Genomic DNA, 26,078 nt, shown 5'->3' with positions numbered 1-26,078 from the left:
GCGAAGCAACCATGAAGCAACTGCGGATCGGCGACATCACCATCGATGCGGTGATCGAGCGGGAAGGGCCGTGGCGGCGGCCGCAGGATTTCTTCCCGGCCTATGACGAGGGCGTGTTCGCCCGTCATCTGCCGACGATGGAGCCGGAGGTGTTCGATGCCGCGCGCGGCATGATGGTCATCACCTACCAGACATTTGTGGTGCGCACGCCGCGCTACACCATTCTGGTCGACACCTGCACAGGCGAGGACAAGGGCCATCCGCCGCCGTTCGACTTTCCCGGCAAGGAGCGCTGGCGCAACGAATTGTTCGCGCTCGGCATCTCTTTCGAGCAGATCGACTACGTCTTCTGCACGCATCTGCACATCGATCACACCGGCTGGAATACGACCTTGCGCGATGGCCGCTGGGTGCCGACGTTTCCGAATGCGAAATACGTCTTTCACAAGGGCGAGTACGCGGCCTGGGAGGCGGAGAATGCCAAAGGCAGTAACCCGCCCGGCACCGTCTTCCGCGACAACTGCCTGCCGATCGTCGAGGCCGGGCAGGCGCTGCTGGTGGACGACGACTACGCGCTCGATGACACAGTCACGCTGACGCCGACGCCGGGGCACTCACCCTGTCATTGCTGCGTGAACATCTTTTCGAGGGGTAGCCGCGCGGTGGTCGCGGGCGATCTCATGCATCACCAGATCCAGTGCCGCGAGCCGGACTGGTCGGCGAAGCCAGATTGGGATGCCAGGCAGTCGGCGGTCTCGCGGCGAAAGTTCTTCGCCTCCGTTGCGGACACCGACACGCTGATCCTGCCGATCCATTTTCCGGCGCCGACGGTCGGGCTGATCAGGCCGCTGGATGGGGCGTTCGACTATCGGTTCAAGCGGGATTAGGCCGTGTACGCCCAAATCAGTCCTTTCCCGCCGTATTGATCACGGCCCGGCCGCCGTCGATATATGAAATGAGCGGCCATTATCGAACGATTTCAAGGGTGACATTGACCACGCCGATCTTGATCATTCCAAGGGCTTGGGCCGCACCCGATGTACCGTCGATGATGCGTCCATGAACAAATGGACCACGGTCGTTGACTCTCACGATCACGGACTTTTTGTTCAAGACATTGGTCACGCGCAGGCGTGTTCCGAACGGCAAGGACGGATGCGCCGCATGCAGCGCATGCTTGTTGAATCTCTCGCCGCTCGCGGTCATCTGGTCTTCCGAGTAGAAACTCGCAAGCCCGAACAATGGGGTTTCCCTTCTGGGATGCTTTTTATGAAATGCATGCTGATGGTTACTCTTCCGATGCGTTGCTCGCCGAATGTCGCCGTGAGCTTTCGGGCCTTGCCCTGCTGCGCGCTGACGCCGTCGGGGTGATTTCGTGGCAAGCGAGGGAAGGTCGTTGGCGTTTGGCGAACCATTTGCGTCGCGGGTGTGGTCATGCACTTCCCGCGGCGTTGCGCCAGGGACAATCGCCGACTTCGTTATTCGACCGAACTTCGCATGCGCAGATTCAATTCCACCATCGAATGCGATGCATGATGCAGCAATCGCGGTAGCAGCGAGCAGTGCAGGTTGACCGCTCCATCGTTTCATGATGGCCCCCCAGCGCGTCAGCTGGTTGGAGTAGTTCGGTTCCAGGAATTGTGGGCTTTGACATATGTCAACGTTGCCGTGGAAGGCAGCGGAGTTGCTACTTCGGTCAGCGCCCAGCCGACGCGCAACGAGAATTTGCCCAACTGCCCGCACATCGCCGCGAAGAAAAAGCCGCTGGCCTTGGGGAAGCCAGCAGCTCTGGCATCCAGCAACCAATGGTGCAGGGCGCGTAGAGGTGGGCCGTGCGGCCCACCGAGATCAGATGCCAAGCGCGCTGGAGATTTCGCCGAGGGTTGCTTTCTCGGCGTCGCTGACCTGAACACCCCCACCGAACCACCCGCCGCCTTCTGATGCAGCCTCAGCCGTCTTTTGACTAATCTGACGCAGCCAGCCCTTGAAAGCCGCGGCATCACCCGGTGCTTTCGCAGCAAGCAGCGCCGTGACTTCATGCAACGATGCGATCGTCTTGGTCTTGATCTCGGCCGGCGTGCTCTTGCCGAGCTCTGCCTTCAACCCGTCATGAGCCGCCGCCCGGCCGTCGCTCGTCTGGAAGTCGGCGACCACAGCCTTTACCAAGGGGTTGGCATTGGGATCGGTGGCCGCCTGGGCGAGCGCGGTGCCGCCGGCAAATGATTCCTTCAGAAGGCCGAACAATCCGCTCGGTTCGGCAGCCGTAATGGCCATTCCAGCATTCATCGGGCTTCTCAGGAGGAGCGCCCATTCATCCTTGGTGAAATTGGTCTTGTCGGCCATGGAGTCTTCTCCTTTCATCTTGCAGGACGGGAGGCTGGGAAACACGTCCCGTCCTGAAGTGTGGCGAGTTTATTGCGTGTGACGTCTGTGGCTTTCAGGCTTTCGCCAACTGGTCGAGCTTGGCACGAAGATTGTCGATCACGGGCTTTGCGATCGTGCCGGCCGGTGTCGCCGAGACCTTGTCGCACATCTGATTGATGGCCGGCGCCGCCGCGACGATCAGCTTGGCAAGCGCGCGTCGTGCTTCCGGAGAAAGCTTGGCAGCTCGCGCCGTGACGCCATCCAGCTGTGAGATGGCGTCGTTGATCTTCGGCAGGGCCGCCTGCGCGCTAGCTTCATCGGTGATGGTCGGCAGTTGAGCCTGCAGCGTACCAAGGGACGAATTGACCTGGTTCGCCAGATTCACGCCGTCAACGGTCAGATCCGCGGGCGCCATGCCCACAGTTCCGGTTGAGGGCCGCGCAACGTTTGTACTCTGAGCGACCGTCTGCTCGGTCGGACGCTGAAGCGCATATATGGCAAGTCCGGCAACGATAACGAGCGCGGCGAGCCAATATGGCCATTGCGTCCGGCCGGCGGCCATGGCGGCCTGGCTCGCGCCAGTAGCGCCGGAAACGCCGGCGATCCGGCTCCCTGTGGCGGCGGCAGTGGCCATTCCACTGCGTGCCTTGTCGATCAGGCCCGCGGCGCCGAGTTGATCACTGAGGCCCGATGGAATCGCCGCCATGATCTGATCTTTCTGCGAGCGCAGAAGCGATGCCAGTCCGTTTGCATCCATCCCGGCGTCATGCTGCTGCTTGCCGAGCATACCCAGGACTAGCGGCCCGACCACGGCGAGTAACGACTTGCCGCCGCCATCGCCCATTCCCGCGAAGCCGCCGATCGCCTGGGCCATGGTATCCATGGTTCGGCCTCCAAGCAGTCCGGACAACATGCTCGAACCCGTCTGAGCCAGGTCCGGGGCGCCGGCGTTGCGCAACATATCCATGGGATTGGTGCCTTGCTGTTGTGACAGCAGTTTTGACAGTTGATTGGCACCGGCCGGGGTTCCGACCAGATCCGACAGGCTGGCCAGTATGGTCGGGATGGCCGCTATTGCGGCCTTCTGCGTCGCGCTTCGGTCCATCCCAAGAAAGGAGGAAATCTGCGCAATGACTTCAGGGGTCAGGAGCTGTTGTGCAGCTGAAATGAGATTGACGGCCATGGCGGTCTCTCCACTACGTTGCAGGTCTGTTGGTTGCCCCCTAATTCGCGAATTTGATGTGACAGGCGTCGATGGTTCCGAACGGCGCCTATCGCCCAAGTTGAGATTGCATCGATAGTTCGACTCCTTGATCCAGATCAAAGGTCTTTGGTACAGGGCAAATGCGAAGAGTTCGGCGCGAGATATCCAGTGCGCTGCGGCCCATCAGGCGGACCTGGTTGAGAGGCATCGATGTTTCGCTGACGGGCCAGGATTGGCTATCGGCTCCGAGCACCGCAATGCCCGCTAGCGGGCATGATGACGCGCAGTGGGATTGTACCAGAAGACAATTGTTCGTCGCGCGGACATCCACGTTACTGGCAGTGCGCGGGTGGGCTGCGGTCCGCGCCTCGATGACGGTCCCGGAACCTCACACTCAACCCAAGTCCGGGGCCGTCGTTTGGATAATCCAAATTAATCAGAAGGATCGTCGACCGCGTATCGAACTTCGCCAGTTTCTTGCTCGCAAGCCCTGGATGCGGGCGCGCGGCGCTAGCTTGCCCGCGCTGCGGATGTGAAGCCTCCCGCGAGAACGTTCAGCGGGGACGAGCTAGGGGATGCTCTCACCTGAATTGCGAGCAATGCGGAAAGACCAGTGATATTGCAGGATGGCGGCCGCAGGGTCTTTCCGAGCAAGGCTCAGGGCCACTTATCGGATGAGTTATGTCCGCCGGCCCGGGGCGAGCGCTGAGGTGCCGATATGGGCGCGACGGAATCGTTCCCCGCTTTCGTCGAGCGACGACGCAGGAGCTATGAAGCGTCGCAAGGCATCTCCTGTCTCCACATGAGCGGCCGTCGAACCGGAAAGCTTGGATGATCCATTTGGAGGAGGCGGCGATGTGGATGCTCCGTTGGCTAATCCTGGGCAGTGCGGCGATCCTGGCGATCGCCTCGGCTACAGCCCAAACTTACGATCCCAGCCACCCCGTCTGCCTTCAGAGATGGGAGTGGGGTGGCAGCACCTATTTCGAATGCGCTTATACGTCATGGGATCAATGCCGAGCGTCTGCGATCGGACTTTCCGCGATGTGCGTGGACAACCCCTATTGGCAGCGACCGCAGCCGAGGGGGGCAGGCAGCCGCTTGCGTTCATCAACCCCGTACTGATGCGCCCGGCGACAGTCTGCCAAGCGCAATTTTCGCGCGCAGCATTTCCGTTGCTATTCGATCACCTCGTCGGCTCGGGCGGACAGCGTCATGGGAATGTCGAGACCGAGGGCCTTGGCGGTCTTGAGGTTGATATTCAGGGTCACATCCGTCGTCTGCTGGACGGGAAGCTCCGCCGGACGGGCCCCTTTTAGAATGCGATCAACATAGCCTGCAGCGCGTTGCCATAGTTTGAAAAGGTTGGCCGAGTACGACATCAGTCCTCCTCTCTGAGCCGAGTCGCGGAATGGATAGATCGCCGGCAAGCGCCGCTCTGCAGTGAACTCGATCAGGCGGGGAACGAGGGGTATCAGCGATGGATCATCGGTGACGACGAGACCATCGAAGCCTCTCTCCCCAAGCGCGGCGAAGCTGTTGTCGATGTCCGCGCGCCGTATCGAGAGAGCCGTCAGCTCGATACCGAGACCGGGCGCCGCTTTCTGCATGAGTTCGACTTGGTTGGCGGTCGTCGGATTGTCAGGATTCCACAACACTGCGACACGGTGCACTTTCGGTGCCGCCTCCTTCAGCAGTTCCACCCACTTGACACCGTATTCGCCCGAGAGCTGCGACAGCCCGGTGATATTGCCGCCTGGTCGGGCAAGGCTTGCCACAAGACCGGCTCTGACCGGATCTCCGCTCATGCAGACGATCGGCACCGTGGACGTTGCACGTTGCGCAGCCTGCGAAATTGGTGTGCCTGGAGTCACGAGAACATCGACGTTGAGTGTGAGGAGTTCAGCGATCAATGCGGGAACGCGCTCCGGCTCTCCGTCGGCGTAGCGTTCTTCGAGCAGCAGGTTGCGCCCCACGACATATCCCAGGTCCGCAAGTCCCCGACGGAAGCCGGTCTGGTAGTACAAGTCCGTCCCGCGAACGCCACCCCAGACATAGCCAACCCGCGGCACCGCGGGTTGCTGCGCGTGGGCCGCGAGGGGCATGACGGTCACCGCAGCGCCGAGAAGCGCGACAAAATTGCGGCGTTTCATTCGGTCACCTCGCGACGCCCTACCGCTGCAATATGCACCCGCGCGGGCGAGGAGTCAGGTCGATACTTCCGGGCTAAAGACCCCGCCGCGGCACACGAGCCGGCGATCAAGTCGCACCACATTTGCGGGCGCGCCGGAATCGTTCGCTGCCTTTGGCGCGCGACGACGCAGGAGGAATAAAACGCCGCAGAGCGTCTCCTTTTTCCATACGACGCGGCAGTAGAAAATTCCGGAATGGCCGTCGAACGACAACACAAACTCGTCGGCAAATATGTAGTACGGCGTGGAAATGCGGGCACCCAAGGCGTTGATATCGCGCACCAGGCACGGATGAGTCCCGTGAATTTCACCAAACGATAGCCGCGCGGCCCGGTTGATCGGTATGCGCTTCATTGCACGACGTTCGATCATGGCGAGATGCTCCCAATGAAAGACGATCGCACTCGACGAAGTCACTTTCCCGGTCCCGCCGATATCCGGAAAACGGCAATTCCCGCACGTTGATCTGTGCGGCTCACGCTAACAAGCAGCGTTGTTGTCTTATTAAAATTGGATCGAATTGGTGGTTAATTCGAACGGCTTGACGACGATGTTACCAGAGGACGTTCGTGCTTTCGACTTGGCCCGGCCATCTGATCTGTGCCGCACGGACACACATATGTGGATGCCCGGGACAGGCCCGGGCACGACGGAGTTGCAGAGTGTCCGTGCAGCAGTGGCGAACCAGCAGCGATCAGGCGCCGACCTCGCACTTCTTCATGAAGCTGTTCTTGGCGGCACCGGCGAGTGGCTTGCCGTCGGCGCTGACGGCCTTGGGCGTGCAAGCGTCGGCCTTGCACTTCTTCATGAACGAGGTCTTGGCGGCGCCGGCGAGCGCCTTGCCGTCCTTGCCGACCGCCTTGCTCTCGCAGGTGTCGTCCGCGAGGGCCGAGCCCGCTGCAAAGGTGGCGACGATCGCTGCGAGAAAAATCCGCTTCATCATGGGTGTCTCCCTAGGACAAAATTACCAAGCGGATTGGAACCGCGAATCGTGGCGCAATCAAGCAGGATCGATGCGCGCCACGACCGATGTCGCGGATTTTTCCATTCATCTGCGGTTCAGATTCCGCGCGCGAGCAGTGTCTTGAAATCGGCCCGTGCGCGTTGCGCCTCGGCCTTCGCGGCCGCGGAAGCATCGCCAAGGCCGAAATAGCCGTGGATCAGGCCGGGGCCCTCATGGTGCTTGACGCGGACGCCGGCGGCCTCCAGCGCCCGTGCATAGGCCGCGCCTTCGTCGCGCAACGGATCGAACCATGCGGTGGTCACGATCGCGGGCGCGAGCCCTTTGAGCGAAGCGGCGCGGAGCGGCGAGACCCGCCAGTCGGCGGCATCCTTGGGATCGGCGAGATAGTGGCCGCAAAACCATTCCATCGTCGCGCGTGTCAGAAAATAGCCGTCGGCATTCTCGGTGCGTGACGGATAGGGCGCGTTCTCGCGCGCATCCGCATAGCCCCCGACGACGTCGGTCACGGGATAGACCAGCAATTGTGCGGCCAGCGTGATGCCGGCGTCGCGGCAGGCGATCGCGGTGGCGGCTGCGAGATTGCCGCCGGCGCTGTCGCCGGCAACGCCGAGACGCTTTGCATCGCCGCCAAATTCCGCGACGCGGTTGAAGATGTCACTTGCGGCGGCGAACGCGTCCTCGAAGGCGCCGGGAAAGCGCGTTTCCGGCGGGCGCCGATAATCGACGGAGACGACGACCGCGCCGGTTTCGATCGCGAGATTGCGCGCCTGCCGGTCGTGGGTTTCGAGGTCGCCCGCGACCCAGCCGCCGCCGTGGAAGAAGACTACGGTTGGCGCAGGATTGGGGCCGACGCGATAGACACGTGAATCGAGCGGCCCGGCGCCGCCTTTCACCTTGATATCCTGCACCGTGTCGACGGGGGGCGGCGGCACATCCGCACGCGAGGCAGCCAGTGCGCGCAAGGCATCGCGCGCGCTCTGTGGCGTCATCGTGGTGGGATCGCGCAGCGGCAGCAGCGGAATGATCTGGGCGATGACGGGATCGAGCGGTGCGGGCATTTGCAGGTCCTCGCTGGGTTCTTGGTCTTGCTTGCGGGGTAGCATAGATTTGGCGTACCGCATCGGCAACCGGTTACGCGTTACAATTGCAATGCCGCGGAATGAACGGTCAGGGAGGTCAAGAGTTGGAATTCGAAACGCTGGTCCAGTCGCGCCGCAGCGTGCGCGGTTTCAAGCAGCGGCCGGTGCCGCGCGCGGTGATCGAGGCGATCATCGAGAGCGCCAAGCGCGCGCCGTCGTCGATGAACACCCAGCCCTGGCATGTGCATGTGCTCACAGGCCCTCCGCTTGAAGAGTTGCGCCGCCGCAACATGGAGGAGATGGTCGGCGGCGCCAAGGTCAAGCGCGATATCATCAGTCATGGCGAATACCAGGGCATTCATCGCACCCGGCAGGTCGACATCGCCAAGAAGCTGTTCGGCGCGATGGGGATCGAGCGCGACGACAAGCCGATGCGGCAGGACTGGGTGCTGCGCGGCTTCCGCCAGTTCGACGCGCCGGTCTCGCTGGTGCTGACCTATGACCGCGTGCTGGATCCCGGCGCGGTCTGCCATTTCGATCTCGGTGCGCTCTGCTACGGCATCGTGCTCGCGGCCTGGGACCGCGGTCTCGGTTCGGTGATCAACGGGCAGGGCATCATGCGCTCCGACATCGTGCGCGAGGTCGCGAAGATTCCGGAAGACGAGGTCATCATGACATGTGTGGCGATGGGGTATCCCGACGACAGCTTCGCCGCGAACGCCGTGCGCTCCGATCGCGAGGGCAACGACGATTTCGTGCGTTATGTCGGCTTTGCCGACTAGCGCGGGAAGTCACTGATGCGCACAGCCGGCTGACGCTGCGAGCCGACTAACGCGGAGAGCCGGCTGAGGTGGAGGAGGGGAGATTATTCTCTCGTCGATTCCTAAGAAACGGCATCGCCGACGGTCGGCTCCAAGGGCTGGAGAACGAAGCCGAATGCCTTGGCACGCCGATGCAAATTGTTGACCACTCGCGTCCGGTAGCGCGTCTCGTAGGAAGAGGCCCCGGGATCGACATAGTCCATTCCGTATCGCACAGCATTGTAGAACAGAACTGCGATCTTGCGGGCCGTGGCGGTCACTGCCTTGGCCTTACCGATGCGCGATGAAAGTCGCCTGTAAAAGGCGCCGAGCGCAGTATCGGTGCGTCCGACGGTGACGGCAGCAAGGCGCAGAAGCGCCGCCGCCCGGCCGCCGGATCGGCGCGTTCGGGACGAGAGCCTTTTGCCGCCGGAGACCTTGTTGCTCGGCGCCAGTCCTAGCCAGGAGGTAAAATGCTTTGCACTTGGCCACGAGGAGAGGTCGTCCCCGCATTCAGCGATCAGCTTCAGCGAGAGGTAAGGACCGAGGCCGTCGATCGTGGTGATGTCTTTTCCCAGCAACGCGAACAGCGCCTCGCGGACGTCGAAAGCTAGAGCGTTCGCCTGATCGGTCCGATTCCGACGCAGCGAGGCCCGCGGTGCTGGTCCATGGCCACGACCGCGATGGTTGCTCAGTTCCTTCAACACGGCTTCGATCCGGGCGTCGCAGGCAGATGCCTTCTCGTGGTAGGTGTCGTAAAGGGCAAGTGCCTGCTCGAGCGCAAACAGATGCTCGGCGCGGTAGCTCCCGGTGAGCGCCTTCGCAATCGTCTCGGCACTGGAGTGGCAACTGTAGTGGCGCAAGCACGCCAGCGCCTCGGGATCGCGCTCGCCGGCAAGGATCGCGCGTATGATACGCAAGCCGGTCGCGCCGGTGATGTCGGCGACGACGTGGTGGAGCTGAAGATTCATCTCCGTCAAGGCCTTCTGCATATGCTGGATGTGTGCGGCCGCGTACTCCAGCAGACGCTCGCGCTGACGCACGTAGGCTCGCAGTTCGGCAATCTGCCCTTTGGGCTGAAAGCTGGCCCGCAGCAACCCGAATGAATGGAGTCGCTGCAACCATTGCGCATCGCTGACATCGGTCTTACGCCCCGGCACGTGCTTGGCATCGCGCGCGTTGACAAGGAACACGGTAAATCCCCGGGCATCGAGAAGCTCGAAAATCGGAATCCAGTAGACGCTGGTCGATTCCATGGCGACGGTCTCGACGCCGCATTCCGTAAACCAGTCAACCAGCCGATGCAGATCGGCCGTGAAGGTACCGAAACTGTGGACTGGCTCCGGTGCGCGATCTGCCCTAACGGCCGCCATATGCATGGTGGCGCCAACGTCGATGGCAGCCGCGTTCGGGTGCACCATCGGCATGTTACCGCCGTCCTTCGACTTCGATCTTTTGGGGTTCATCTGTAGCTCCTCCTGGCTCCGGCGGAAGGGCTGGGCTGCGCAATTTATTCAAATTCCTAAACGGGATCGCCGAGATGGCGTCACCACTCTCAAGTGCGCAACAGCCCATGGACCATGTTTTTTGACGGGGTCACGTGCCACCAAAATCGTATCGGCCGCTCCCTTCCGGCCGCAGTCTAGCGATTACCCGTTTATATCCCACAGGGGGCGCGCAGCGCCCGCTCAGTTTTTTGATGTTGAGCCGTTGGTGGCCTCTTGCAATCTCGATCGCGCGGGAGGAACAATACGCGGAGTGAAAGGTTTGTTGCTGGCGCGAGGGAATCGACATGCGGCGGCTGGCTAGCCTGGTTCGACGGTTCTTCGGTCCGCGACCGCGGTATCCGATTGATGATGATCCAAATCTGCCCTTCACACCCGATGAGCTCGGCAAGCTGATCCGGAGTGGCAGACGCGAGGACATGAAGCTGCTTGCGGAAGGACTGGCCTCCCGGTCGATTCCGCACCGCGCCAAATACCGGGCCACGCACTAAGCGCGGTTCGTGACGAGGTCCTCGCTGCGGGATCGCCCAGCCTGCGCGGTCATCGCGTGAGCGCAACCTCCTTGAACGAGGTTACGAGGGCCTTCTCGAGTTTTCCGGTCATCCCGCAAAGAATGTTGTAGGCCTCGGTGCGCGGCATCGTCGGCTTGTAGTGCCGGTGTTCGATCAGCGCGGCGAAGATGTCCGAGATCGTCAGAATGCGGACGATGTCGTTGATGCTCTCGCCGCACAGCGCGTCGGGATAACCGCTTCCGTCGAGATATTCGTGATGATGCCGCACGGCGTCGAGAATCTCGGGCGAGATTTTCTCGTGATCCTTCAGAAACTCGTAACCCGCCGCCGGATGCTTCTCGATCATGGCGCGTTCGTCGGTGTCGAGGCGGCCGGGCTTGTCGAGGATCGCAAGCGGAATCTGCGCCTTGCCGATGTCGTGGAACATGGCTGCGGAATACAGCCGCTCGAGATCGGTTCGCCCGACGCCGAGGCTCAGTCCGAAGTCGATCGCCACGCCGGTCACGAGCAGGCAATGCTGGTAGGTTCCCTCATGGTGACGCCGCACCGTGGCAAGCCATTCGGACAGGCCGTGCTCGGTGATGCGGTCGGCGATCCTGCGGCCCGCTTCCTTCGTGCCGTCGACGTCGAGGGGCTCGCCGAGCGTGACGGCCGTGAACATCGAAGCGATGGCGGTTGCCGCGGCTTCGACGGCGTTGTCCGGTTGCGGTGCGTCACTTGAGCCAGCAGAGGCCGGGTCAGCCAGCGCTGCCAGCAGCTTGCTCTTGTTGAGAGCCTCGGGAAGAACGAGGGTGGCGCCGAGTGCGTAGGCCTGCGAGATGCCGACGTGAGACGAGTGCTCGACGAGGAAGATGCGCTTCGTGGCTTTCGCCAGCTTGCCGGCGCGCTTCTTGATGGCCGCGATGGTGCCGACGTCACGCAGCTCCGCGCGAACGACGACCGCGAATGGCACTTGTGACAGCCTGGCTTCCGCATCGAGTCGTTCGCCGGCGACGGTAAATTGCCGTTCGAGGGCCGAGCAGACCCCCGCCAGTTTGTCGGACGAATCGGCCAGCACATGCACAAACGGGCGAACCGCTTCCGTCGTTCGGATGCCGCCTTCGCTTTTGACGGGGCTGGATATGGTTCGGGCACTCTGCACGGCGGACCGGACTATGATGACATTGAATGAGCTCGATGAATTCTGGAGCCTATTTGCTCGGCGTGGAGTTTGGCGCGGCGGCCGCCTTTGCGCTCGCCGGCTTCTTCTTGCCGTCTGCGGTGATGAAGTGCACGCCGGCCATGGTGCCGTCGATCCACACCAGTTCGCACCGCCGGTAGGCAAGCCCCGTCGACGACAGCAGCATGAAGAATTCCTTGGCCTGGAGCACGTCGAGCGTCCCTTCGACCTCGATCTTGGCGCCACTTTGCGACACGTCGAGCAGGAAGCAACTGCGTCGCCAGGTGCCGTCGGAGCCCATCAGATTGACGGCCTGCTTGTGATCCATCCGTACGCGAAGCGCCTTTCGACCGTCGAACCTCATCGGCTAACCCCCATTTTTGTGCCGCGATGTCCCGCATCGCTTGGGTTGGCACTCGCTGCAATTTCCCCCCAGCGCACTGTCCATTGGCTGGTCGACAAGAGAAGCGTTTCGAAAATCTGCTGCGCCCGTTCGCGTTCGACGAAAGAGAGCCGTGAGCCGCTGCGGTTGCTCAGGATCGCGAGCGTAGTGGCCCAGTTCAGCCGTGCGGCCCGGCAGGCCATGACGAGGCCCTCGCAATCGTCATCGGTCATGACATGCTCCACGATCTCGATCGGCGCGCCGGAGAGCACCGAGAGCGCCGTGAACAGATTGGCCGTCTCGCCGCGGATCGTGAAGCGGTTGACGGTGGAATCGTTGAGCTTGCCGACGCGGCTGAGGGCGACGATCTCCGGCCTCGCGCTCGCATAGTCGGCCGGGCAGGGCAGCTTGGGCGGAACGGGCGCGGCGTGTTGTGCGGGCGGAGTGGTAGATGCGTTGGCCTTGGCCGGCGCCTTCGGGGCCGGTGACACGGAGAGCAGCTTCCGGACGACCAGGTCGGGCGTGCCGGGCCGCAGCACCAGCGCCTTGGCAATCTCGCCGTCTGGATCAGCCCTGGCGATCAGCGCGGCGTAAGCTGCCTCGGAGAATTGGGTTCCCGGGTTCTTGATCAGCGCAAGGCAGATCGGGCCGCCGCGTTTGATCAGCGCCTCGGCCACTTCTGGCTCGATCGAGTTGCGCGCGGCGATCGCGCGTTGCTGCCGCTCGCCGCACGAGGCCGCGATCGCCGCGAGATCGGTGGCGGAGAATGCCTGCGATTTGACGAGGACAGGACAGGCCACGTCCGGATCGGCGTGTGAGGCAAGGCGCAGCAATGTCTCGGGCGGGGCGACCTTGAACTCGGCAAGCGCCGTGCTGAGTTGAACGAGCGCCTTGGCCTCGACGCGTTCCGTCAATCGCAGCAGAACGCCGTCAACCACCCCAGCGAGCAATTCCTGAGGCCGGTCGAGGCTACCGGTGAGCAACTGCACAATGCCCGAGAGGATGCGTGCACAGCGGTCCGGCGGGCAACTAGCGACCGCCTGTTCCAGCTCAACCAGAATATCAGCAGGCAAATTTGCCATCATGGCAGGGGCCTGATTCAAAAAAATCGCGACTATCCAATGACCTTCATTCCGCCTGACATGCGTTAATTTGAAATTTAGAGCTTGATCGACGGGGTATCAGCGCACCGCTGGCGGCGCTGGAAACGCTATCGAAATTCGGCGAGACTCGATGCGGCGACTTGTCCTTTGAACGGGACCCTCGCCAACTGAACGAGACGAATTAGGATGATTCTTTCGGTCGAACGGGACAACCGAAAGGGGGAAACTCGGGCCGGCATCGCCGCCGGACGCGCGTTGGTTACGACGCGACGTTTCACATTGCCATGAACAGCATTGCGCCCAGGGTATTTCGCTTCTCCGACGTCGATGAATTTCGAAATGCCATACGAGGCCTGAATTTCGAGTTCACGCCCTTCGTACGGAGGATTTCGGCCGAGCAGACCATTCTGTCGCTGCCCGGTTGCGACGTGAATTTCACGCGGGCGTTTCCCCGCGTCGTCGACGCGCAGCTCGTCGAGAATTGCACCGCCATCGGATTCACGATGGATGAGCTCAACGTGCCCATCCGCTTCAACGGCTCGCAGCGGGCCCGACCGGTCATCGTCATCGGCAGCGGCGGCGCCGCCTACACCACCATCGAGGAGGTGGAGCGGCAAATTGCCTCGGTGGTGTTCAGGCCGGGGGTGACGGATCGCGGCTGGCCGCACGCGACATCCAGCTTCAAGATATTTGAAACGACGGCCGCGAGCCTGAACCGGCTGCGCAGCCTGGTCCGGGAGGTGCTGGCTGCTGCGTCGGAGCCGATCGGAGCCGCGGACGTGCCGCTGAAGGCTGCAGCCATGAAGGAGTCCCTGCTTGGCGCCGTCGACGACGCATTCGAAAGCGTCGTTGCCGCGCGATGGACCCTGCGTCCCAATGACGAGCGCAATTTCAGGATATTCCGGGAGATCCGCGCGCTTCTGTCCGACGACCTCTCGCAGCCGATCTACAGCGAGGAGATTGCGCGCAAGCTCAACCTGTCCGTCCGCACCCTGCACGACGTCGTCCGCCGCTATCGCGGCATGAGCCTGCATCGCTATTTGCGCCTGCGCCGGTTGTGGCTGGTGCGTCAGCGCCTGCTCGCCGGTGCCGACAGCGTCAAGGCCGTCGCACTGGCGTTCGGCTTCTGGCATCTCAGCGACTTCTCCAGAAGCTATCGCGACCAGTTCGGCGAGACGCCGTCGCAAACGCTGGAGCTCGGACGACAACGGTAGCGCGGCAAATCGGTTGAGGCCGTACCGCCGTTTCGTGCTAGCGTCCCGGCCATGAGCAATCGCATCCTCGTCCTCTACGGCTCCTACCGTTCCGACCGCATGGGTGTCCGCCTTGCGAATTTCGTCATCGATCGCCTGCGCCAGCGCGGCGAGGAGGTCGAGTTCATCGACGCCAAGGCGATCGGCCTGCCGATGCTCGATCGCATGTACAAGGAATATCCCAAGGGGACGGCACCCGAGGTGCTCGAGAAGCTGGCGGGGCAGATCCGCGGCGCCGACGGTTTTGTCTTCGTCACCGGCGAATACAATTGGGGCATCCAGCCGGGATTGAAGAACCTCACCGATCACTTCCTGGAAGAGTGGTTCTGGCGCCCGGCCGCGATCGTGAGCTACTCCGCCGGCCGACTGTCCGGCGCACGCGCCTCGACCGCCTGGCATGGCACGCTGTCGGAGATGGGCATGGTCGTGGTGTCGAGCACCATCGGCGTCGGCCCGATCGCGAAGACGCTGTCGGCCGAGAGCGAGCCGATCGGCGAGGGCGGCAAGGCACTCGAGCGCTCGTTCCCGCGCTTTGCCGATGACCTGCTGTGGTGGATCGAGGCCGCCAAGGCGCAGCGGACGCGCAAGGCGCCGCCTTATTGACGTCCCGTAGCCCGGATGGAGCGAAGCGCAATCCGGGGCCGGTTCATCGGCGGCGCGAATCCCGGATTACGCTTCGCTCCATCCGGGCTACGAATCCGGGTGTAGTTACGCGGCCCTGACCTCGCCGAGGAAGCGGTCGAACTGGCCGGCGAGATCGCGCGACTGGGTCGAGAGCTGCTCGGCCGCGCCCAGCACCTCCCTCGCGGCCGCACCGGTGTCGTCGGCGGCGCGCTGCACGCCCGATATGTTGGTGTTGACCTCCTGGGTGCCGCGCGCGGCCTCCTGCACGCTGCGGGAGATCTCCCGGGTTGCCGAGCCCTGTTCCTCGATCGCTGCCGCAATCGCGGTGCCGATCTGGTCGATCTCGGCGATGACGTCGGCGACGTTGCGGATCGCGTTCACGGTCTCGTCGCTTGCGGACTGGATCGCGGTGATCTGCTCGGAGATTTCGGTGGTGGCCTTGGCGGTTTGGCCCGCCAGCGACTTCACCTCGGATGCGACGACCGCAAAGCCGCGGCCGGCGTCGCCGGCGCGGGCGGCTTCGATGGTCGCGTTGAGCGCCAGCAGATTGGTCTGCTCGGCAATGCTCTGGATCAGCGTAACGACGTCGCCGATCTTCTGGGCACCCTCGGCGAGAGCGCGCGCGGTGTCGCCGGTGCGGCGGGCATTGTCGACGGCGCGGGCCGCGATCTCGGTGCTTTGTGCCACCTGACGGCCGATCTCGGAGATCGAGGAGGTCAGCTCTTCGGTCGCGCTCGCGACCGTCTGCACGTTGGTCGAGGTCTGCTGCGAGGCGGCGGCGACGACCGCGGCCTGGCTGTTGGTCTGGGCCGCCGTCGAGGTCATCGATTGCGCCGTGCTTTCCATGGTGGAGGAGGCGCGGGAGAGGCCGCCGACGAGCTCGGTGACCTTGGCTTCGAATGCGCGGGTGAGCCCGTCGAGCGCCTGGGCGCGGCGCATCTTGCCGTCGTTCTCGGCCTGCTTCTCGGCTGCGAGCCGGTCGGCCCGGATCATGTTGTCCTTGAACACCTGGACGGCGGAGGCCATCGCCCCGATCTCGTCGGAACGCTCGGCGCCGGGGATCTCGTCCGCAACCTCGCCGTCGGCAAGGCGCGACATCCGCGTCGTCAGGCTGACGATCGGGGCGCAGACGCGGCGGCGGACCATCACGATCAGGCCGGCGCTGGCGATCAGCACGGCGAGGAGGCCGGCGAGGGCGATGGTGAAGCTGGTGCGCGCGGCGGAGGAAGCGCCGGCGAGGATCTGCTCGGCGTTGTCGTAAAAGGCGTCGCGGACGCCGATGATGGACCCGAGGCCCTTCTGGGACGCCACGTAGAAGGTCTCGACATCGTGCTCGTATTTGCCGCTGACGGCGCCGTCCTTGACGAGCTTCATCTCGCGGCCGAATTCCTCGACATAGTTCGCGTTCATCGTCTCCAGCGCCGCGGCGACGTTAGCCGGAGTTGCCGCATTGCCACGCAATTCCATCAGCGACATCACGATCTGGTCGTTGCGGCCCTGCATGCGGGCCATGTCGGCCTTCTCGGCGTCGTTGGCCACTTTCTTCGCGCCGACGAGGTTCTTGTGCACGCTGGAATTGAGGCCGCCGACGTCGCGCAGCGTCATGGCGATGTTGGCGTAGTTGGACTGGCGATAGGCGTCGCCGTTCAGGATCGCCATGCGGCGGACCTGCTCGTTGAGCAGGGCGGTGACGCCGGCATTGAGCACGGCATTGTCGGCGACGACCTTTTTGGCGGCGTCCTTGCGGGCATCCGCAGGTCCCGCGATCGCCTTGTCGATGGCCTCGCGGAGCGCGGTGAATTTCGAATTGATCGCGTCGATGTTGCTGCCGATGGTGGCGCCGTCGTCGAACGGGCCGGGCAGCTCCTTGCGCAGCGCGTTCATCCTGTCGCGGGCGCCGTCGGTCTGCTTGCGCAGCTTGTCGTGCTCGGTGAGCTGCGCCGGATCGACCGTCGCGGGCCCGTAGAGGATGTTGGTGGCGAAGCCGCGCTCGGGGTTGAGGTAGCGCGGGATGTCGCTGGCCGCGCGGACGATCGCGAGGCGTCCCTGCGCTTCGGCGATCCTGTCCATCGTCTGGTACTTCGTCACGGCGACGTAGACGGCGAGGCCGCCGCCGACTGTCGAGAGCGAGACGATGGCGGTGGTCAGCAGCGTACCGATTTTCATGATCTGTCCGGCAATTGGCGCGGGGAAGAAAATTATTCTGCGCAAACGATAGGCAGCCGGTGTTAATCCGGAGTTTACGCTGCCGGCCGCCATGCCCCGCCTGCATGCGTCCATTCGTCTAGGCGTAGGTCGCGCTAGCGCGCCGACCGATCGAGCCTGGCGAGAACCTCCAGCGTGGCACTGTCGCGCTCGCCTGCGAAATATCGGGCGAGCGCCTGGTCGAAGACGGGTTCGTCGGAGACCGCGCCGAACAACGTCATCGACGAGCGGAATTTGGCGTCATCGGGCGCGCCGAGGATCGCGTTGATGGTTCGTCCCTCGACGGCAAGCACGAGCGTGGTGCATTCAACGAGTCGCGGACCGAGCACGGGGTGGGCGAGGTAGGCTCTGGCCTCCGCGCGCGAGCCGATGGCGTAGCGCTGCGACATGGCGCTGAAGCCGAGGCCGGCGATCTGCGGGAAGACGAACCACATCCAGTGAGTCTGTTTCCGGCCCCGGGCCAGCTCCCCCTGGACGTCGCGAAAAACCGGGTCCTGGGCCCTGACAAAGCGCTCTAGGTCGAAAGGATTGGTCATTGGATACCTCAAGGGGGGCTTGCCGGCCGCGATTATGCCTAAGTTTTGGCTCCCAATGCGATAGCTGGTATAGAGTCTCCGGGCGGGGGTTGGGCCCCTCCGGGGGTTGATTTGGGGATCTGATGGTTTCCGACCGCGCAAGCGCCGAAAGGCTGTTGTCGCGCCGCCGTATTGGGCGAGCGGAGACGATACTGCTGTCCTTGGCAGCCGTCGCGCTGGCACTGGGAGCTGCCGCCTGGGTCGCGGACATGGGCGATTCGGCGCCGCTGGTCACTGCCTCACTGCCTCCGGCCACCGCACTGCCTCCGGCCAATGGCCCTTCGTTTGACGACCGTTTCGCTTCAGTATCCAGCAGCCCGCCGGCCCGTGACTTCGGCCTGCGGACGCTGGAGCGCTCCGCGGTGAGCGTGGTCCAGCTCAAGCTGCGCGACGCCAAGGCGATGCTGGCCCAAAAACTCCAGGGCGACGACTGGCGCTCGACCCTGACCGGCTCGACCCTGACCGATGACGACCGGCACGTGGTTGACGAGACGAGGCCGTCGCAGCGCGCCGACGCCATCCCGGTGCCGCGCTCGCGCCCGGCCCAGGCAGACCTCGCGTCCCAGATCGCCTCGAGCCAGGCCTATGCCGAGACCAACCCCAGGGTCGACAACCGCAACTTCTTCGAGAAATTCACCGACAAGATCAAGCTGGCGTCACTGACTCCCGGCGACGGCCTGCTCAGCAGGGCGCCTGATCTCGCCGCGCTCGGCTACGATTCACGCACGGCGGTGTATGACATCAAGGCCAAGGCGCTTTACCTGCCGAGCGGCATCGCGCTGGAAGCGCATTCGGGCATGGGCGCGCTGATGGACGACCCCGACCATGTCGACCAGCGCATGGTTGGCGCGACCCCGCCGGCGACCTATGATTTGAAGCCGCGCGAAAAGCTGTTCCACGGCGTCCGTGCCCTGCGCTTGACGCCCACTGACGGCACCAGTGCGCTCGGCCGCGTCGGCCTGCTCACCCACAACTACATGCTCGGGCCACGCGGCGACTCCAATGGCTGCGTCTCGATCAAGGACTATGATCGCTTCCTGAAGGCCTGGGACAATGGCGAGTTCAACCGCCTGGTCGTCGTGCCGAACCTGCGCGGATCGGCGACCGTCTCGCAGCGCGCGAGTACCGACTCCTGATATTTGCTGGACTGCGTGGCTGCCGTTTCCCCTTCGTTAAGCCGACCTCGTCCAGAAGCAGCCCATGAGTGATCCCCAGAGTTCCGAGACCCCGCTGCGTACGACGTTCAAGATCAAGCTGAACGGCGACACGCTGGCGATTGCGACCGTTGGCCAGGCCTATCAATTCCTCACCAACTTCAAATCGGTCGAGTGGATGGAATTCCGCTCGCTCCATGAAGAGGCGGTCGCGGCGCTCGAAGGCGCCGCCGACAACGCCATGCTCGCGGTGCAGGCGACCAACGCCGTGCGCGCGCTGTTCGTGAGCGCGAAGCTGCTCTGAGCGGCCTTTCAACGCGCTCTCGTAGCCCGGATTGCGCTGCGCTCCATCCGGGCTACGGACGCCGGCAGGCCTTCCGCTCCCGGCTTGAACTCCGCTATAGGAACGGGCAAACGGTCCGCGAAGACCGTGGCCAGACCCCGATATGTTTGAAACTTACTTGCAGGGAGAGACCCCAACATGAAACGCCGTACATTCCTCAAGGGCGGCGCGGTCGCCGGCGCGACGACGCTGGTTGCTGCACCTGCGATTGCGCAAGGCGCGCCCGAGATCAAATGGCGCTTGACCTCGAGCTTCCCGAAGTCGCTCGACACCATCTACGGCACAGCGCAGACCTTTGCGAAATACGTCGCGGAAGCCACCGACAACAAATTCCAGATCCAGACCTTTGCGGCCGGCGAGCTCGTTCCGGGCCTCCAGGCGCTCGATGCCGTCAGCGTCGCGTCCGTCGAGATGGCGCAGACGCCGCTGTATTTCTACATCGGCAAGGAGCCGGCGCTGGCTTACGCCACCGGCGCGCCGTTCGGCATGAACCATCGCCACCAGGAATCCTGGTGGTATTTCGGCGGCGGCGCCGAACTCACCAACGAGGCGCTGAAGCCGTTCAAGACGCACGCCATCCTCTGCGGCAATTCCGGCACCCAGATGGGTGGCTGGTTCCGCAAGGAGATCAAGACCGTCGACGATCTCAAGGGCCTCAAATTCCGCATCGCCGGCATGGGCGGCCATGTGCTGGCCAGGCTCGGCATCGTGCCGCAGCAACTCGCCGGCGGCGACGTCTATGCGGCGCTGGAGAAGGGCTCGATCGACGCCGCTGAATTCGTCGGTCCCTATGACGACGAGAAGCTCGGTTTCCAGAAGGTCGCCAAGTACTATTACTTCCCCGGCTGGTGGGAAGGCGGCGCGATGCTGCACATGATCGTCAATGACGAGAAGTGGGCGAGCTTGCCGAAGCAGTACCAGGCGATCGTCAATCAGGCCGCCTCGGCGGCCGGCGCCTGGATGCTGGAGAAATACGACAGCGTGAATCCGGCGGCGCTGAAGCGCCTGATCGCCAACGGCGCGGAGCTGAAGGCGTTCCCGCAGCCGGTGCTGGAAGCCTGCTACAACGCGACCCAGGAGCACCTGAACGAGCTCGCCGGCAAGAGCGATCTGTTCAAGCGCACCAAGGAGAGCCACGACGCCTATATGAAGGAGCTGCTGTTCTACACGCAGATCGCGGAAAACTTCTACGACAACTATCTGCTCAGCAAGATGCGCAACAAGACCTGAGTGTGAAGGGGGCGCGGTGGTTACGCCGCGCCCCGCTCTCGTAGGGTGGGCAAAGGCGCACTTGCGCCGTGCCCACGTTCTTTGCGTCACGTGCAATGGTGGGCACGCTTCCGCCTTCGCTCTTCGAGCTACGGCGGACAAGTCGCTTTGCCCACCCTACGGCACCTGTCGTGTGGCGCCTTATGCCGCACCCAGCCCCAGCTTCGCGTAGATCCGCCTTGCATAAGCGCCGAACGCATCCGTGGTCTTCAGCGGCAGGTCGCGCGGGAACGGCAGGTCGATCGGGAAGTAGTCGGCCATCTTCGCCGGGCCCGCCGTCAACACGGCGCAATGCGAGGACAGGAACACGGCTTCCTGGATCGAGTGCGTGACGAAGATGATGGTCTTGCCGCTCTCGCGCCAGATCCGCAGCATCTCCAGATTCATCTGCTCGCGCGTCAAGGCGTCCAGCGCCCCGAACGGCTCGTCCATCAGGATCAGTTTTGGATCGTGAATGAAGGCCCGCGCGATCGCGGTGCGCTGCTGCATGCCGCCTGAGAGCTGCTGCGGATATCTCTGCTCGTAGCCGGCAAGCCCGACCAGGTTGAGCAGATCGCGCGCCCGCTCGCGCGCGGCCTTGATCGGCAGGCCAACGATCTCGGCCGGCAACAGCACGTTGTCCAGGATGGTGCGCCACTTCAGCAGCAGCGCTTGCTGGAACACCATGCCGATGTCGCGGGTCGGATCGAACGGGCTTTTGGCATTGCCAATTCTGATGGTGCCGCCGTCGGAGCTGTGCAGGCCGGCCAAAATCTTCATCACCGTGGTCTTGCCGCAGCCGGAGGGGCCGACCAGCGAGACGAGCTCACCTTCCTGCACGTCCATCGTGACGTCGGACACCGCCAGGAACTCGGCGCCGCCGCTGCGATAGACCTTTCGGACGCCGCTCAGGCTGATGAAGGGCTCGGCGCTCATGCCAGCCATTTGTCCAGATTGGGGGCGACGAACGCATCGTCGCTGAGGTCGGCGTGCTCGCGATAGACGCGGTCGATCTCCTCCTTCTGGCCGGGGCTGAGGCCCTCGTTCGGGTCGAGGCACCACAGGCCCTGCATCAGGCCCTGACGCCGCAGCACCTCGTGGCAACCGGCGATGCAGCCGTGAAAATTATTGGCGACGTCGAAGAAGGCGCTGTTGCAGTCGGTGACGCGGGCATCGAGGGCGAGCAGATCGGCCGGCACGGCCTCCTTGTGCCGCGCCGCCTTGCAGCGCTCGAACTGTTTGATGGCGCTCGCGGTCCACACCGACCAATGGCCGAGCAGGCCGCCCCTAAAATAGGTGCGCGTGGTGACGCCCTTGTCGCGCAGGTCGAACGGCAGCATCAGGTCGAGCAGGATGTGGTCGTCATTGCCGGTGTAGAGCGCGACGCGGTCGAGCGCACCCGCCGCGGCGACGCCGCGCAGCACGTCGAGTGTGCGATAGCGGTTGAACGGCGCGATCTTGATCGCGACTACATTGTCGATCGCGGCGAAGCGTTGCCAGAACCGGCTCGACAGGATGACCCCGCCGACGGCCGGCTGGAGATAGAAGCCGACCAGCGGGATCTCGGCGGCGACCGCCGTGCAATGCGCAATGATCTCATCCTCGGAGGCGCTCTTCATCGCGGCGAGGCTGAGGAGCCCTGCGTGATAGCCGATATCGCGCGCGGTGCGGGCCTCAGCCGTTGCCTGCCGGGTCGGGCCGGCGAGGCCCGCGACCATCGCCAGCGGACGCTTGGTCCAGTTCGCAGCGGTCTCGGCGGCGAGCTCGAGCACCGGGCGATAGAGACCGACGTCGCGGATCGCGAATTGCGTGGTGTGGACGCCGACCGCAAGGCCGCCCGAGCCGGCGTCGATGTAGTAGCGCGTCAGCGCGCGCTGATGCGTTTTGTCGAGCTGGCGCTCCGCCGTGAGCGCGAGGGGATGCGCCGGCAGCACGGTGCCGTCGGCGATCAGCTTGCGGACGTCGCTGTTGATCTGGCTGTGGTGCATGATGTCCTATCCGAATTCAGGGCCGGCGACGGCGAATGGCGTTTTCTTGGCAGCGGTGGTGGCGGAGCCGAACCGCATGCGCTGGAACGGCCGCTCGATGGTCCAGCCCGAGGCGGTCAACCCGTCCAGGAATGCGGCTTGCGATGCAACGGCATCGATCAGAATCGGGCCGGTCTCGGAGTGCACGATCGCATGAACCAGGGCCAGCGCTGGCGCGGCATTGTTGGCAAGCAACGGCCCGATATGGCGCGCGGTTCGGCCGTCGCGAACCAGCGCGATAGCGCCATGCGCGGCGACGATGCGCGAGCCGGAGCGCAGGGCGATGGCGGCGAGGAGCGCGGTGCGGTCGAAACCGGTGGCGCGCCGGTCCCGCGCCCGCAGCGCATCGATGGTCGCCGATGAAGGCGGTGGGGCTTCGGCTCGCCCGGATTTCACCAGCTTCAGCCGGCGCAATTGCAGCGTCGGCGTGAATCCGAGCGGCCCGTAGACGGCGGCCCCGTCGGGCGTCGCGTCGAGCCAGCTCGTCAGGCCGTTCTTGCGCGCGGTTTCCAGGCAGGCATCGACGAGCCGGGTGGCGAGGCCGCGGCGGCGATGCGTGCCTGATACCAGCACCATGCTGATCCAGGCGTTGTTGCCGGAATAGGGCAGCAGCGCCGCGGTCGCGACCAGCCGTAGGCCGTCGCGAATACCGAACACCACGCCCTCGTGCAGGAAGATTCGCCAGTCCTCCTCGGTCTGGTTCCAGTGCGCTTCCGTCGACAGCACCAGCCCGGCGATCGCGTCGTCGACGCCGAGCTTGAGGATGGGCGAACCGTCAGTAGCGTCCATCGCGCACCTCGTATTTGGTGGGCTTGCCGAGGCTTGGCATGGCGCGGGACACCCAGTCCGCGGTCCAGGCGATCAACTGCTCGGTGTCGACCACGGGCAGGCCGAACAGCTCGACCGCCCTGGACGTGTCGGTGAGCCAAGCCGTCGGCTCTTCCTTGCCTGTCAGCACCGGCGCGCGGCCGAAGCGCGCGCCGAATTTTGCTGCGAGATCTCGCACCGCCAAAATCTCGTGGCCGCTGACATTGATCGGCGAGGTCGGCGCGGTGCAATGCGCAAGGCACCGCAGCGCCTGCGCGGACGCATCGCCCTGCCAGATGAAATTGACGTGGCCGAGACCGACGTCGATCGGGGTGCCCGTGAGCACCTTTGTCGCGATGTCGTGCAGCACGCCATAGCGCATGTCGATCGCGTAATTGAGCCGGAACAGGCGGCCCGGCGTTTCAAACTTGCGCGAAAAATACTCGAACATGCGCTCGCGGCCGACGCAGGACTGGGCGTATTCGCCGGGCGGGTTCGGTGCCATGTCCTCGGTCGCGCCTTTGCCGTCGACGGGGACGAAGGGATAGATGCAGCCAGTCGAGAACGCCACGATGCGCGACGTCGGGAAGGCCTGCGCGACGAGGGCCGGCACATGCGCGTTCATCGCCCAGGTCAGCGACAGGTCACCCTCGGCGCCGAACTTGCGGCCGGCCATGAAGACTATGTTGGGTGCCTTCGGCAGGGCCTGAATCGCGCTCTCGTCCATCAGGTCGCAACTGATCGTCTCGACGCCGCGCGCGTGCAGCCAGTCCTTGACGCTCGCATCGCTGAAGCGGGCGACGCCGATGACGCGGCGATCGGGGGCGGCGGCTTTCGCGAGCCCCGCCAGCGTCGGTCCCATCTTGCCGGCGACGCCGAGGATCATGATGTCGCCCTCGACCTTCTTGAGGTCGTCGATCAGCGCCTGGGTCGGCCGGCACAGGAGATCGTCGAGGGCTGCGATATCCGGGATCGTCTTCGGCAGCGTCTGGCGGGTGAGCAGCATGGATCGGTCCTTGTCGTTAGTTCTGCCGTTTCAAGTTTGCCTGGCATCGCCGACCACGAACCTGCGTTCGAGGGCGAGGACCAGGCCGTAGAGAGCGACGCCGAGCAGGGTCAGCAGCACGACGGCCATCACCATCGCGGGCGTGTCGAGCGACGACTGAACCTGGATCATGAGATAGCCGAGCCCGCGCTCGGAGGCGATGAACTCGCCGACGATGGCGCCGGCCACCGCGAGGATGGCGCCGACCTTCATGCCGGAGAACACGTAAGGCAGCGATCCCGGCAACTGGATCTTGCGGAACAGCGTCCAGCGCGAGCCCCGCAGCGATTTGACGAGGTCGAGCAGGTCCGGCTCGACCTCGCGCAGGCCGCGCGCGGTGGTCATGAGGATCGGGAAGAAGCAGATGCTGAAGGCGATCAAAATGTTCGGCACGATGCCGTAGGAGAACCAGACGATGAAGAGCGGGCCGAGCGCGACCTTCGGGATCATGTTCATCGTCACGAACAGCGGCAGCAGCACGAGGCTCAGCAGCGGTGCCCAGCTGAAGATCACGGCCAGCGCGACGCCGACGAACGCGCCGAGCGCGAAGCCGCCGAGGATCTCGATCGCCGTGACCAGCGTGTTGGCGCCCCAGGCATAGCTCGCGGTGCCCAGCGTCTGCACCGTCGCGAGCGGGGAGGGCAGGATGAATTTCGGCACGTGGAAGGCATCGACCGCGACCTGCCAGAGCACGAGCACGGCGAGATGCACGATCAGGATGATCGCAAAGCTGCGCGAGGTGCGTGCGCCGTCTCCGGTCACCGGTTGCTCCCTGTCACTGCGGCCACCTTGCCGCTGTTCGTCAGCCTAACCGGCCTTGCGGAAAGTTTCAACCAGTTGGTTGATTAGGGCCGGAGCGAATGCAGCAAGAGGTCCACGACATGCCTGCGGCGGGCGCGCCTTGCCGCCCGGCTCGACAGGTCCTTGCCGAAGATCGCCGACAGCGTCGGCGTGTTGGAGAGATAGAAATAGCTGAGGCCGGCGATGGAGATATAGAGCTGGATCGGATCGATCCCCTTGCGGAACACGCCGGTGCGAACGCCCTCGTGGAGGATGTGGGAGACGCTCTTCACCAGCGGCGAATGCATCGCCTCCAGCCGGGTCGAGCCCCGGACGTGGCGGGCGCCACCGCGGTTCTCGTCGTTCAGGAGCACGATAAAATCGGGGTTTGTTGCGAGGTAATCGAACGAGGCCTCGATCAGCTTCCGGATCGCCTTTTCCGGCGGCAGGCCTTCGAGGTTGAGCTGGCGCTCCTGCTCGCGGATGTCGGCGTAGACCCATTCGAGCACAGCGAGATAGAGCGCGTCCTTGTCGCCGAAGTAGTGGTAGACGAGCTGCTTGTTGACGCCGGCGCGCTCCGCGATCTCGTCGACGCGGGCGCCGGCAAAGCCGTGCCGGGCGAACTCCAGGCGCGCCGCGGTGAGCAGCTTCTTGCGGGTGGCGACGGGATCGCGCCGCTGCGGCACGGTGTCGCCTGAACGTTTTGCGGGCATTTCCAACCAGACAGTTGACAAGTCGAGGGCGGCTTGTTGC

The 26,078-nt window shown here is 64.0% G+C and carries 27 protein-coding genes; 8 read left to right on the top strand and 19 right to left on the bottom strand.

What is annotated here, in order from left to right:
• Positions 1-11 precede the first annotated feature (11 nt).
• The gene (locus HAP41_RS27250) at positions 12-887 is read left to right on the top strand and encodes an MBL fold metallo-hydrolase (protein WP_166096301.1); all 876 of its coding nucleotides are present in this window, start codon (positions 12-14) and stop codon (positions 885-887) included.
• A 79-nt stretch (positions 888-966) separates the two neighbouring features.
• Here the strand turns inward: HAP41_RS27250 and HAP41_RS27245 are convergent, their stop codons facing one another.
• The 3 genes from HAP41_RS27245 to HAP41_RS27235 form a co-directional block, all read right to left on the bottom strand.
• Positions 967-1,590, bottom strand: a complete 624-nt coding sequence (locus HAP41_RS27245; protein ID WP_224580730.1) for a septal ring lytic transglycosylase RlpA family protein — start codon at positions 1,588-1,590, stop codon at positions 967-969.
• Between the two features lie 258 nt (positions 1,591-1,848).
• Entirely contained in the window at positions 1,849-2,343 is a 495-nt protein-coding gene (locus HAP41_RS27240; protein ID WP_071914510.1) for an alpha/beta hydrolase family protein, read from the bottom strand.
• A gap of 94 nt (positions 2,344-2,437) precedes the next feature.
• Positions 2,438-3,547, bottom strand: coding sequence for a DUF937 domain-containing protein (locus HAP41_RS27235; RefSeq protein WP_166096304.1), 1,110 nt, complete (start codon positions 3,545-3,547; stop codon positions 2,438-2,440).
• 852 nt (positions 3,548-4,399) lie between these two features.
• Between HAP41_RS27235 and HAP41_RS27230 the strand changes: the two genes are divergently transcribed.
• A complete protein-coding gene (locus HAP41_RS27230; RefSeq protein WP_321576654.1) occupies positions 4,400-4,693 on the top strand; it encodes a DUF3551 domain-containing protein in 294 nt (97 codons plus the stop codon).
• 53 nt (positions 4,694-4,746) lie between these two features.
• On the opposite strand, the gene HAP41_RS27225 is transcribed toward HAP41_RS27230, so the two are convergent.
• The 4 genes from HAP41_RS27225 to HAP41_RS27210 form a co-directional block, all read right to left on the bottom strand.
• Positions 4,747-5,721 (bottom strand): ABC transporter substrate-binding protein, encoded by a 975-nt coding sequence (locus HAP41_RS27225; RefSeq protein ID WP_166096306.1) that lies wholly within the window; start codon positions 5,719-5,721, stop codon positions 4,747-4,749.
• Between the two features lie 54 nt (positions 5,722-5,775).
• Positions 5,776-6,132 (bottom strand): PilZ domain-containing protein, encoded by a 357-nt coding sequence (locus HAP41_RS27220; protein ID WP_085399213.1) that lies wholly within the window; start codon positions 6,130-6,132, stop codon positions 5,776-5,778.
• A 322-nt stretch (positions 6,133-6,454) separates the two neighbouring features.
• Complete coding sequence (locus HAP41_RS27215) at positions 6,455-6,703, bottom strand: hypothetical protein (RefSeq protein ID WP_135216116.1); 249 nt, start codon at positions 6,701-6,703, stop codon at positions 6,455-6,457.
• Positions 6,704-6,819: 116 nt separating this feature from the next.
• The gene (locus HAP41_RS27210; protein WP_166096310.1) at positions 6,820-7,782 is read right to left on the bottom strand and encodes an alpha/beta hydrolase; all 963 of its coding nucleotides are present in this window, start codon (positions 7,780-7,782) and stop codon (positions 6,820-6,822) included.
• 125 nt (positions 7,783-7,907) lie between these two features.
• Between HAP41_RS27210 and HAP41_RS27205 the strand changes: the two genes are divergently transcribed.
• Entirely contained in the window at positions 7,908-8,585 is a 678-nt protein-coding gene (locus HAP41_RS27205) for a nitroreductase (RefSeq protein ID WP_166096314.1), read from the top strand.
• Between the two features lie 101 nt (positions 8,586-8,686).
• Here HAP41_RS27205 and HAP41_RS27200 read toward each other — a convergent pair whose 3' ends face one another.
• From HAP41_RS27200 to HAP41_RS27185, 4 genes are all read right to left on the bottom strand, one after another.
• A complete protein-coding gene (locus HAP41_RS27200; RefSeq protein ID WP_166096318.1) occupies positions 8,687-10,069 on the bottom strand; it encodes an IS110 family RNA-guided transposase in 1,383 nt (460 codons plus the stop codon).
• 579 nt (positions 10,070-10,648) lie between these two features.
• On the bottom strand, positions 10,649-11,761 hold the full coding sequence (locus HAP41_RS27195) for an HD-GYP domain-containing protein (protein WP_166096323.1): 1,113 nt from the start codon (positions 11,759-11,761) through the stop codon (positions 10,649-10,651).
• 49 nt (positions 11,762-11,810) lie between these two features.
• Positions 11,811-12,143: a PilZ domain-containing protein gene (locus HAP41_RS27190; protein WP_028152715.1), complete on the bottom strand. Its 333-nt coding sequence runs from the start codon at positions 12,141-12,143 to the stop codon at positions 11,811-11,813.
• The gene (locus HAP41_RS27185) at positions 12,140-13,246 is read right to left on the bottom strand and encodes a DUF2336 domain-containing protein (protein WP_166096327.1); all 1,107 of its coding nucleotides are present in this window, start codon (positions 13,244-13,246) and stop codon (positions 12,140-12,142) included. The genes HAP41_RS27190 and HAP41_RS27185 overlap by 4 nt, the downstream gene beginning before the upstream one ends.
• Before the next feature lie 302 nt (positions 13,247-13,548).
• On the opposite strand from HAP41_RS27185, the gene HAP41_RS27180 reads away from it, so the two are divergent.
• Both HAP41_RS27180 and HAP41_RS27175 read left to right on the top strand, forming a co-directional pair.
• Positions 13,549-14,478, top strand: coding sequence for an AraC family transcriptional regulator (locus tag HAP41_RS27180; RefSeq protein WP_166096330.1), 930 nt, complete (start codon positions 13,549-13,551; stop codon positions 14,476-14,478).
• 51 nt (positions 14,479-14,529) lie between these two features.
• Positions 14,530-15,120 carry an NADPH-dependent FMN reductase gene (locus tag HAP41_RS27175; RefSeq protein WP_166096332.1) on the top strand — a complete coding sequence of 197 codons (591 nt, stop codon included), beginning with the start codon at positions 14,530-14,532 and terminating at the stop codon, positions 15,118-15,120.
• A 105-nt stretch (positions 15,121-15,225) separates the two neighbouring features.
• Here the strand turns inward: HAP41_RS27175 and HAP41_RS27170 are convergent, their stop codons facing one another.
• Together HAP41_RS27170 and HAP41_RS27165 are read right to left on the bottom strand one after the other, a co-directional pair.
• Positions 15,226-17,307 (bottom strand): methyl-accepting chemotaxis protein, encoded by a 2,082-nt coding sequence (locus HAP41_RS27170; RefSeq protein WP_166096336.1) that lies wholly within the window; start codon positions 17,305-17,307, stop codon positions 15,226-15,228.
• A 134-nt stretch (positions 17,308-17,441) separates the two neighbouring features.
• Positions 17,442-17,882, bottom strand: coding sequence for a DUF1810 domain-containing protein (locus HAP41_RS27165; RefSeq protein ID WP_166096340.1), 441 nt, complete (start codon positions 17,880-17,882; stop codon positions 17,442-17,444).
• Between the two features lie 191 nt (positions 17,883-18,073).
• Between HAP41_RS27165 and HAP41_RS27160 the strand changes: the two genes are divergently transcribed.
• The 3 genes from HAP41_RS27160 (at position 18,074) to HAP41_RS27150 (ending at position 20,648) form a co-directional block, all read left to right on the top strand.
• Entirely contained in the window at positions 18,074-19,057 is a 984-nt protein-coding gene (locus HAP41_RS27160; protein ID WP_166105768.1) for a DUF2778 domain-containing protein, read from the top strand.
• Positions 19,058-19,121: 64 nt separating this feature from the next.
• Positions 19,122-19,379, top strand: a complete 258-nt coding sequence (locus HAP41_RS27155) for a hypothetical protein (protein WP_014495671.1) — start codon at positions 19,122-19,124, stop codon at positions 19,377-19,379.
• Between the two features lie 177 nt (positions 19,380-19,556).
• Positions 19,557-20,648: a TRAP transporter substrate-binding protein gene (locus tag HAP41_RS27150; protein WP_166096343.1), complete on the top strand. Its 1,092-nt coding sequence runs from the start codon at positions 19,557-19,559 to the stop codon at positions 20,646-20,648.
• 180 nt (positions 20,649-20,828) lie between these two features.
• On the opposite strand, the gene HAP41_RS27145 is transcribed toward HAP41_RS27150, so the two are convergent.
• The 6 genes from HAP41_RS27145 to HAP41_RS27120 form a co-directional block, all read right to left on the bottom strand.
• Positions 20,829-21,611, bottom strand: coding sequence for an ABC transporter ATP-binding protein (locus HAP41_RS27145; protein ID WP_166096345.1), 783 nt, complete (start codon positions 21,609-21,611; stop codon positions 20,829-20,831).
• Positions 21,599-22,654 (bottom strand): dihydrodipicolinate synthase family protein, encoded by a 1,056-nt coding sequence (locus tag HAP41_RS27140; protein WP_166096349.1) that lies wholly within the window; start codon positions 22,652-22,654, stop codon positions 21,599-21,601. The genes HAP41_RS27145 and HAP41_RS27140 overlap by 13 nt, the downstream gene beginning before the upstream one ends.
• A gap of 6 nt (positions 22,655-22,660) precedes the next feature.
• Complete coding sequence (locus HAP41_RS27135; protein ID WP_166096352.1) at positions 22,661-23,482, bottom strand: GNAT family N-acetyltransferase; 822 nt, start codon at positions 23,480-23,482, stop codon at positions 22,661-22,663.
• Positions 23,469-24,506 (bottom strand): NAD-dependent epimerase/dehydratase family protein, encoded by a 1,038-nt coding sequence (locus tag HAP41_RS27130; RefSeq protein ID WP_166096357.1) that lies wholly within the window; start codon positions 24,504-24,506, stop codon positions 23,469-23,471. The genes HAP41_RS27135 and HAP41_RS27130 overlap by 14 nt, the downstream gene beginning before the upstream one ends.
• A gap of 30 nt (positions 24,507-24,536) precedes the next feature.
• Positions 24,537-25,307, bottom strand: coding sequence for an ABC transporter permease (locus HAP41_RS27125; protein ID WP_166096358.1), 771 nt, complete (start codon positions 25,305-25,307; stop codon positions 24,537-24,539).
• 83 nt (positions 25,308-25,390) lie between these two features.
• The gene (locus HAP41_RS27120; protein WP_063983595.1) at positions 25,391-26,038 is read right to left on the bottom strand and encodes a TetR/AcrR family transcriptional regulator; all 648 of its coding nucleotides are present in this window, start codon (positions 26,036-26,038) and stop codon (positions 25,391-25,393) included.
• Between the last annotated feature and the right edge of the window lie 40 nt (positions 26,039-26,078).

The organism is Bradyrhizobium barranii subsp. apii (assembly GCF_011516635.5).
Lineage (GTDB): Bacteria > Pseudomonadota > Alphaproteobacteria > Rhizobiales > Xanthobacteraceae > Bradyrhizobium > Bradyrhizobium barranii.
The sequence above is the reverse complement of the archived record's forward strand: the minus strand, read 5'-3'. Positions and strand labels throughout refer to the sequence as shown.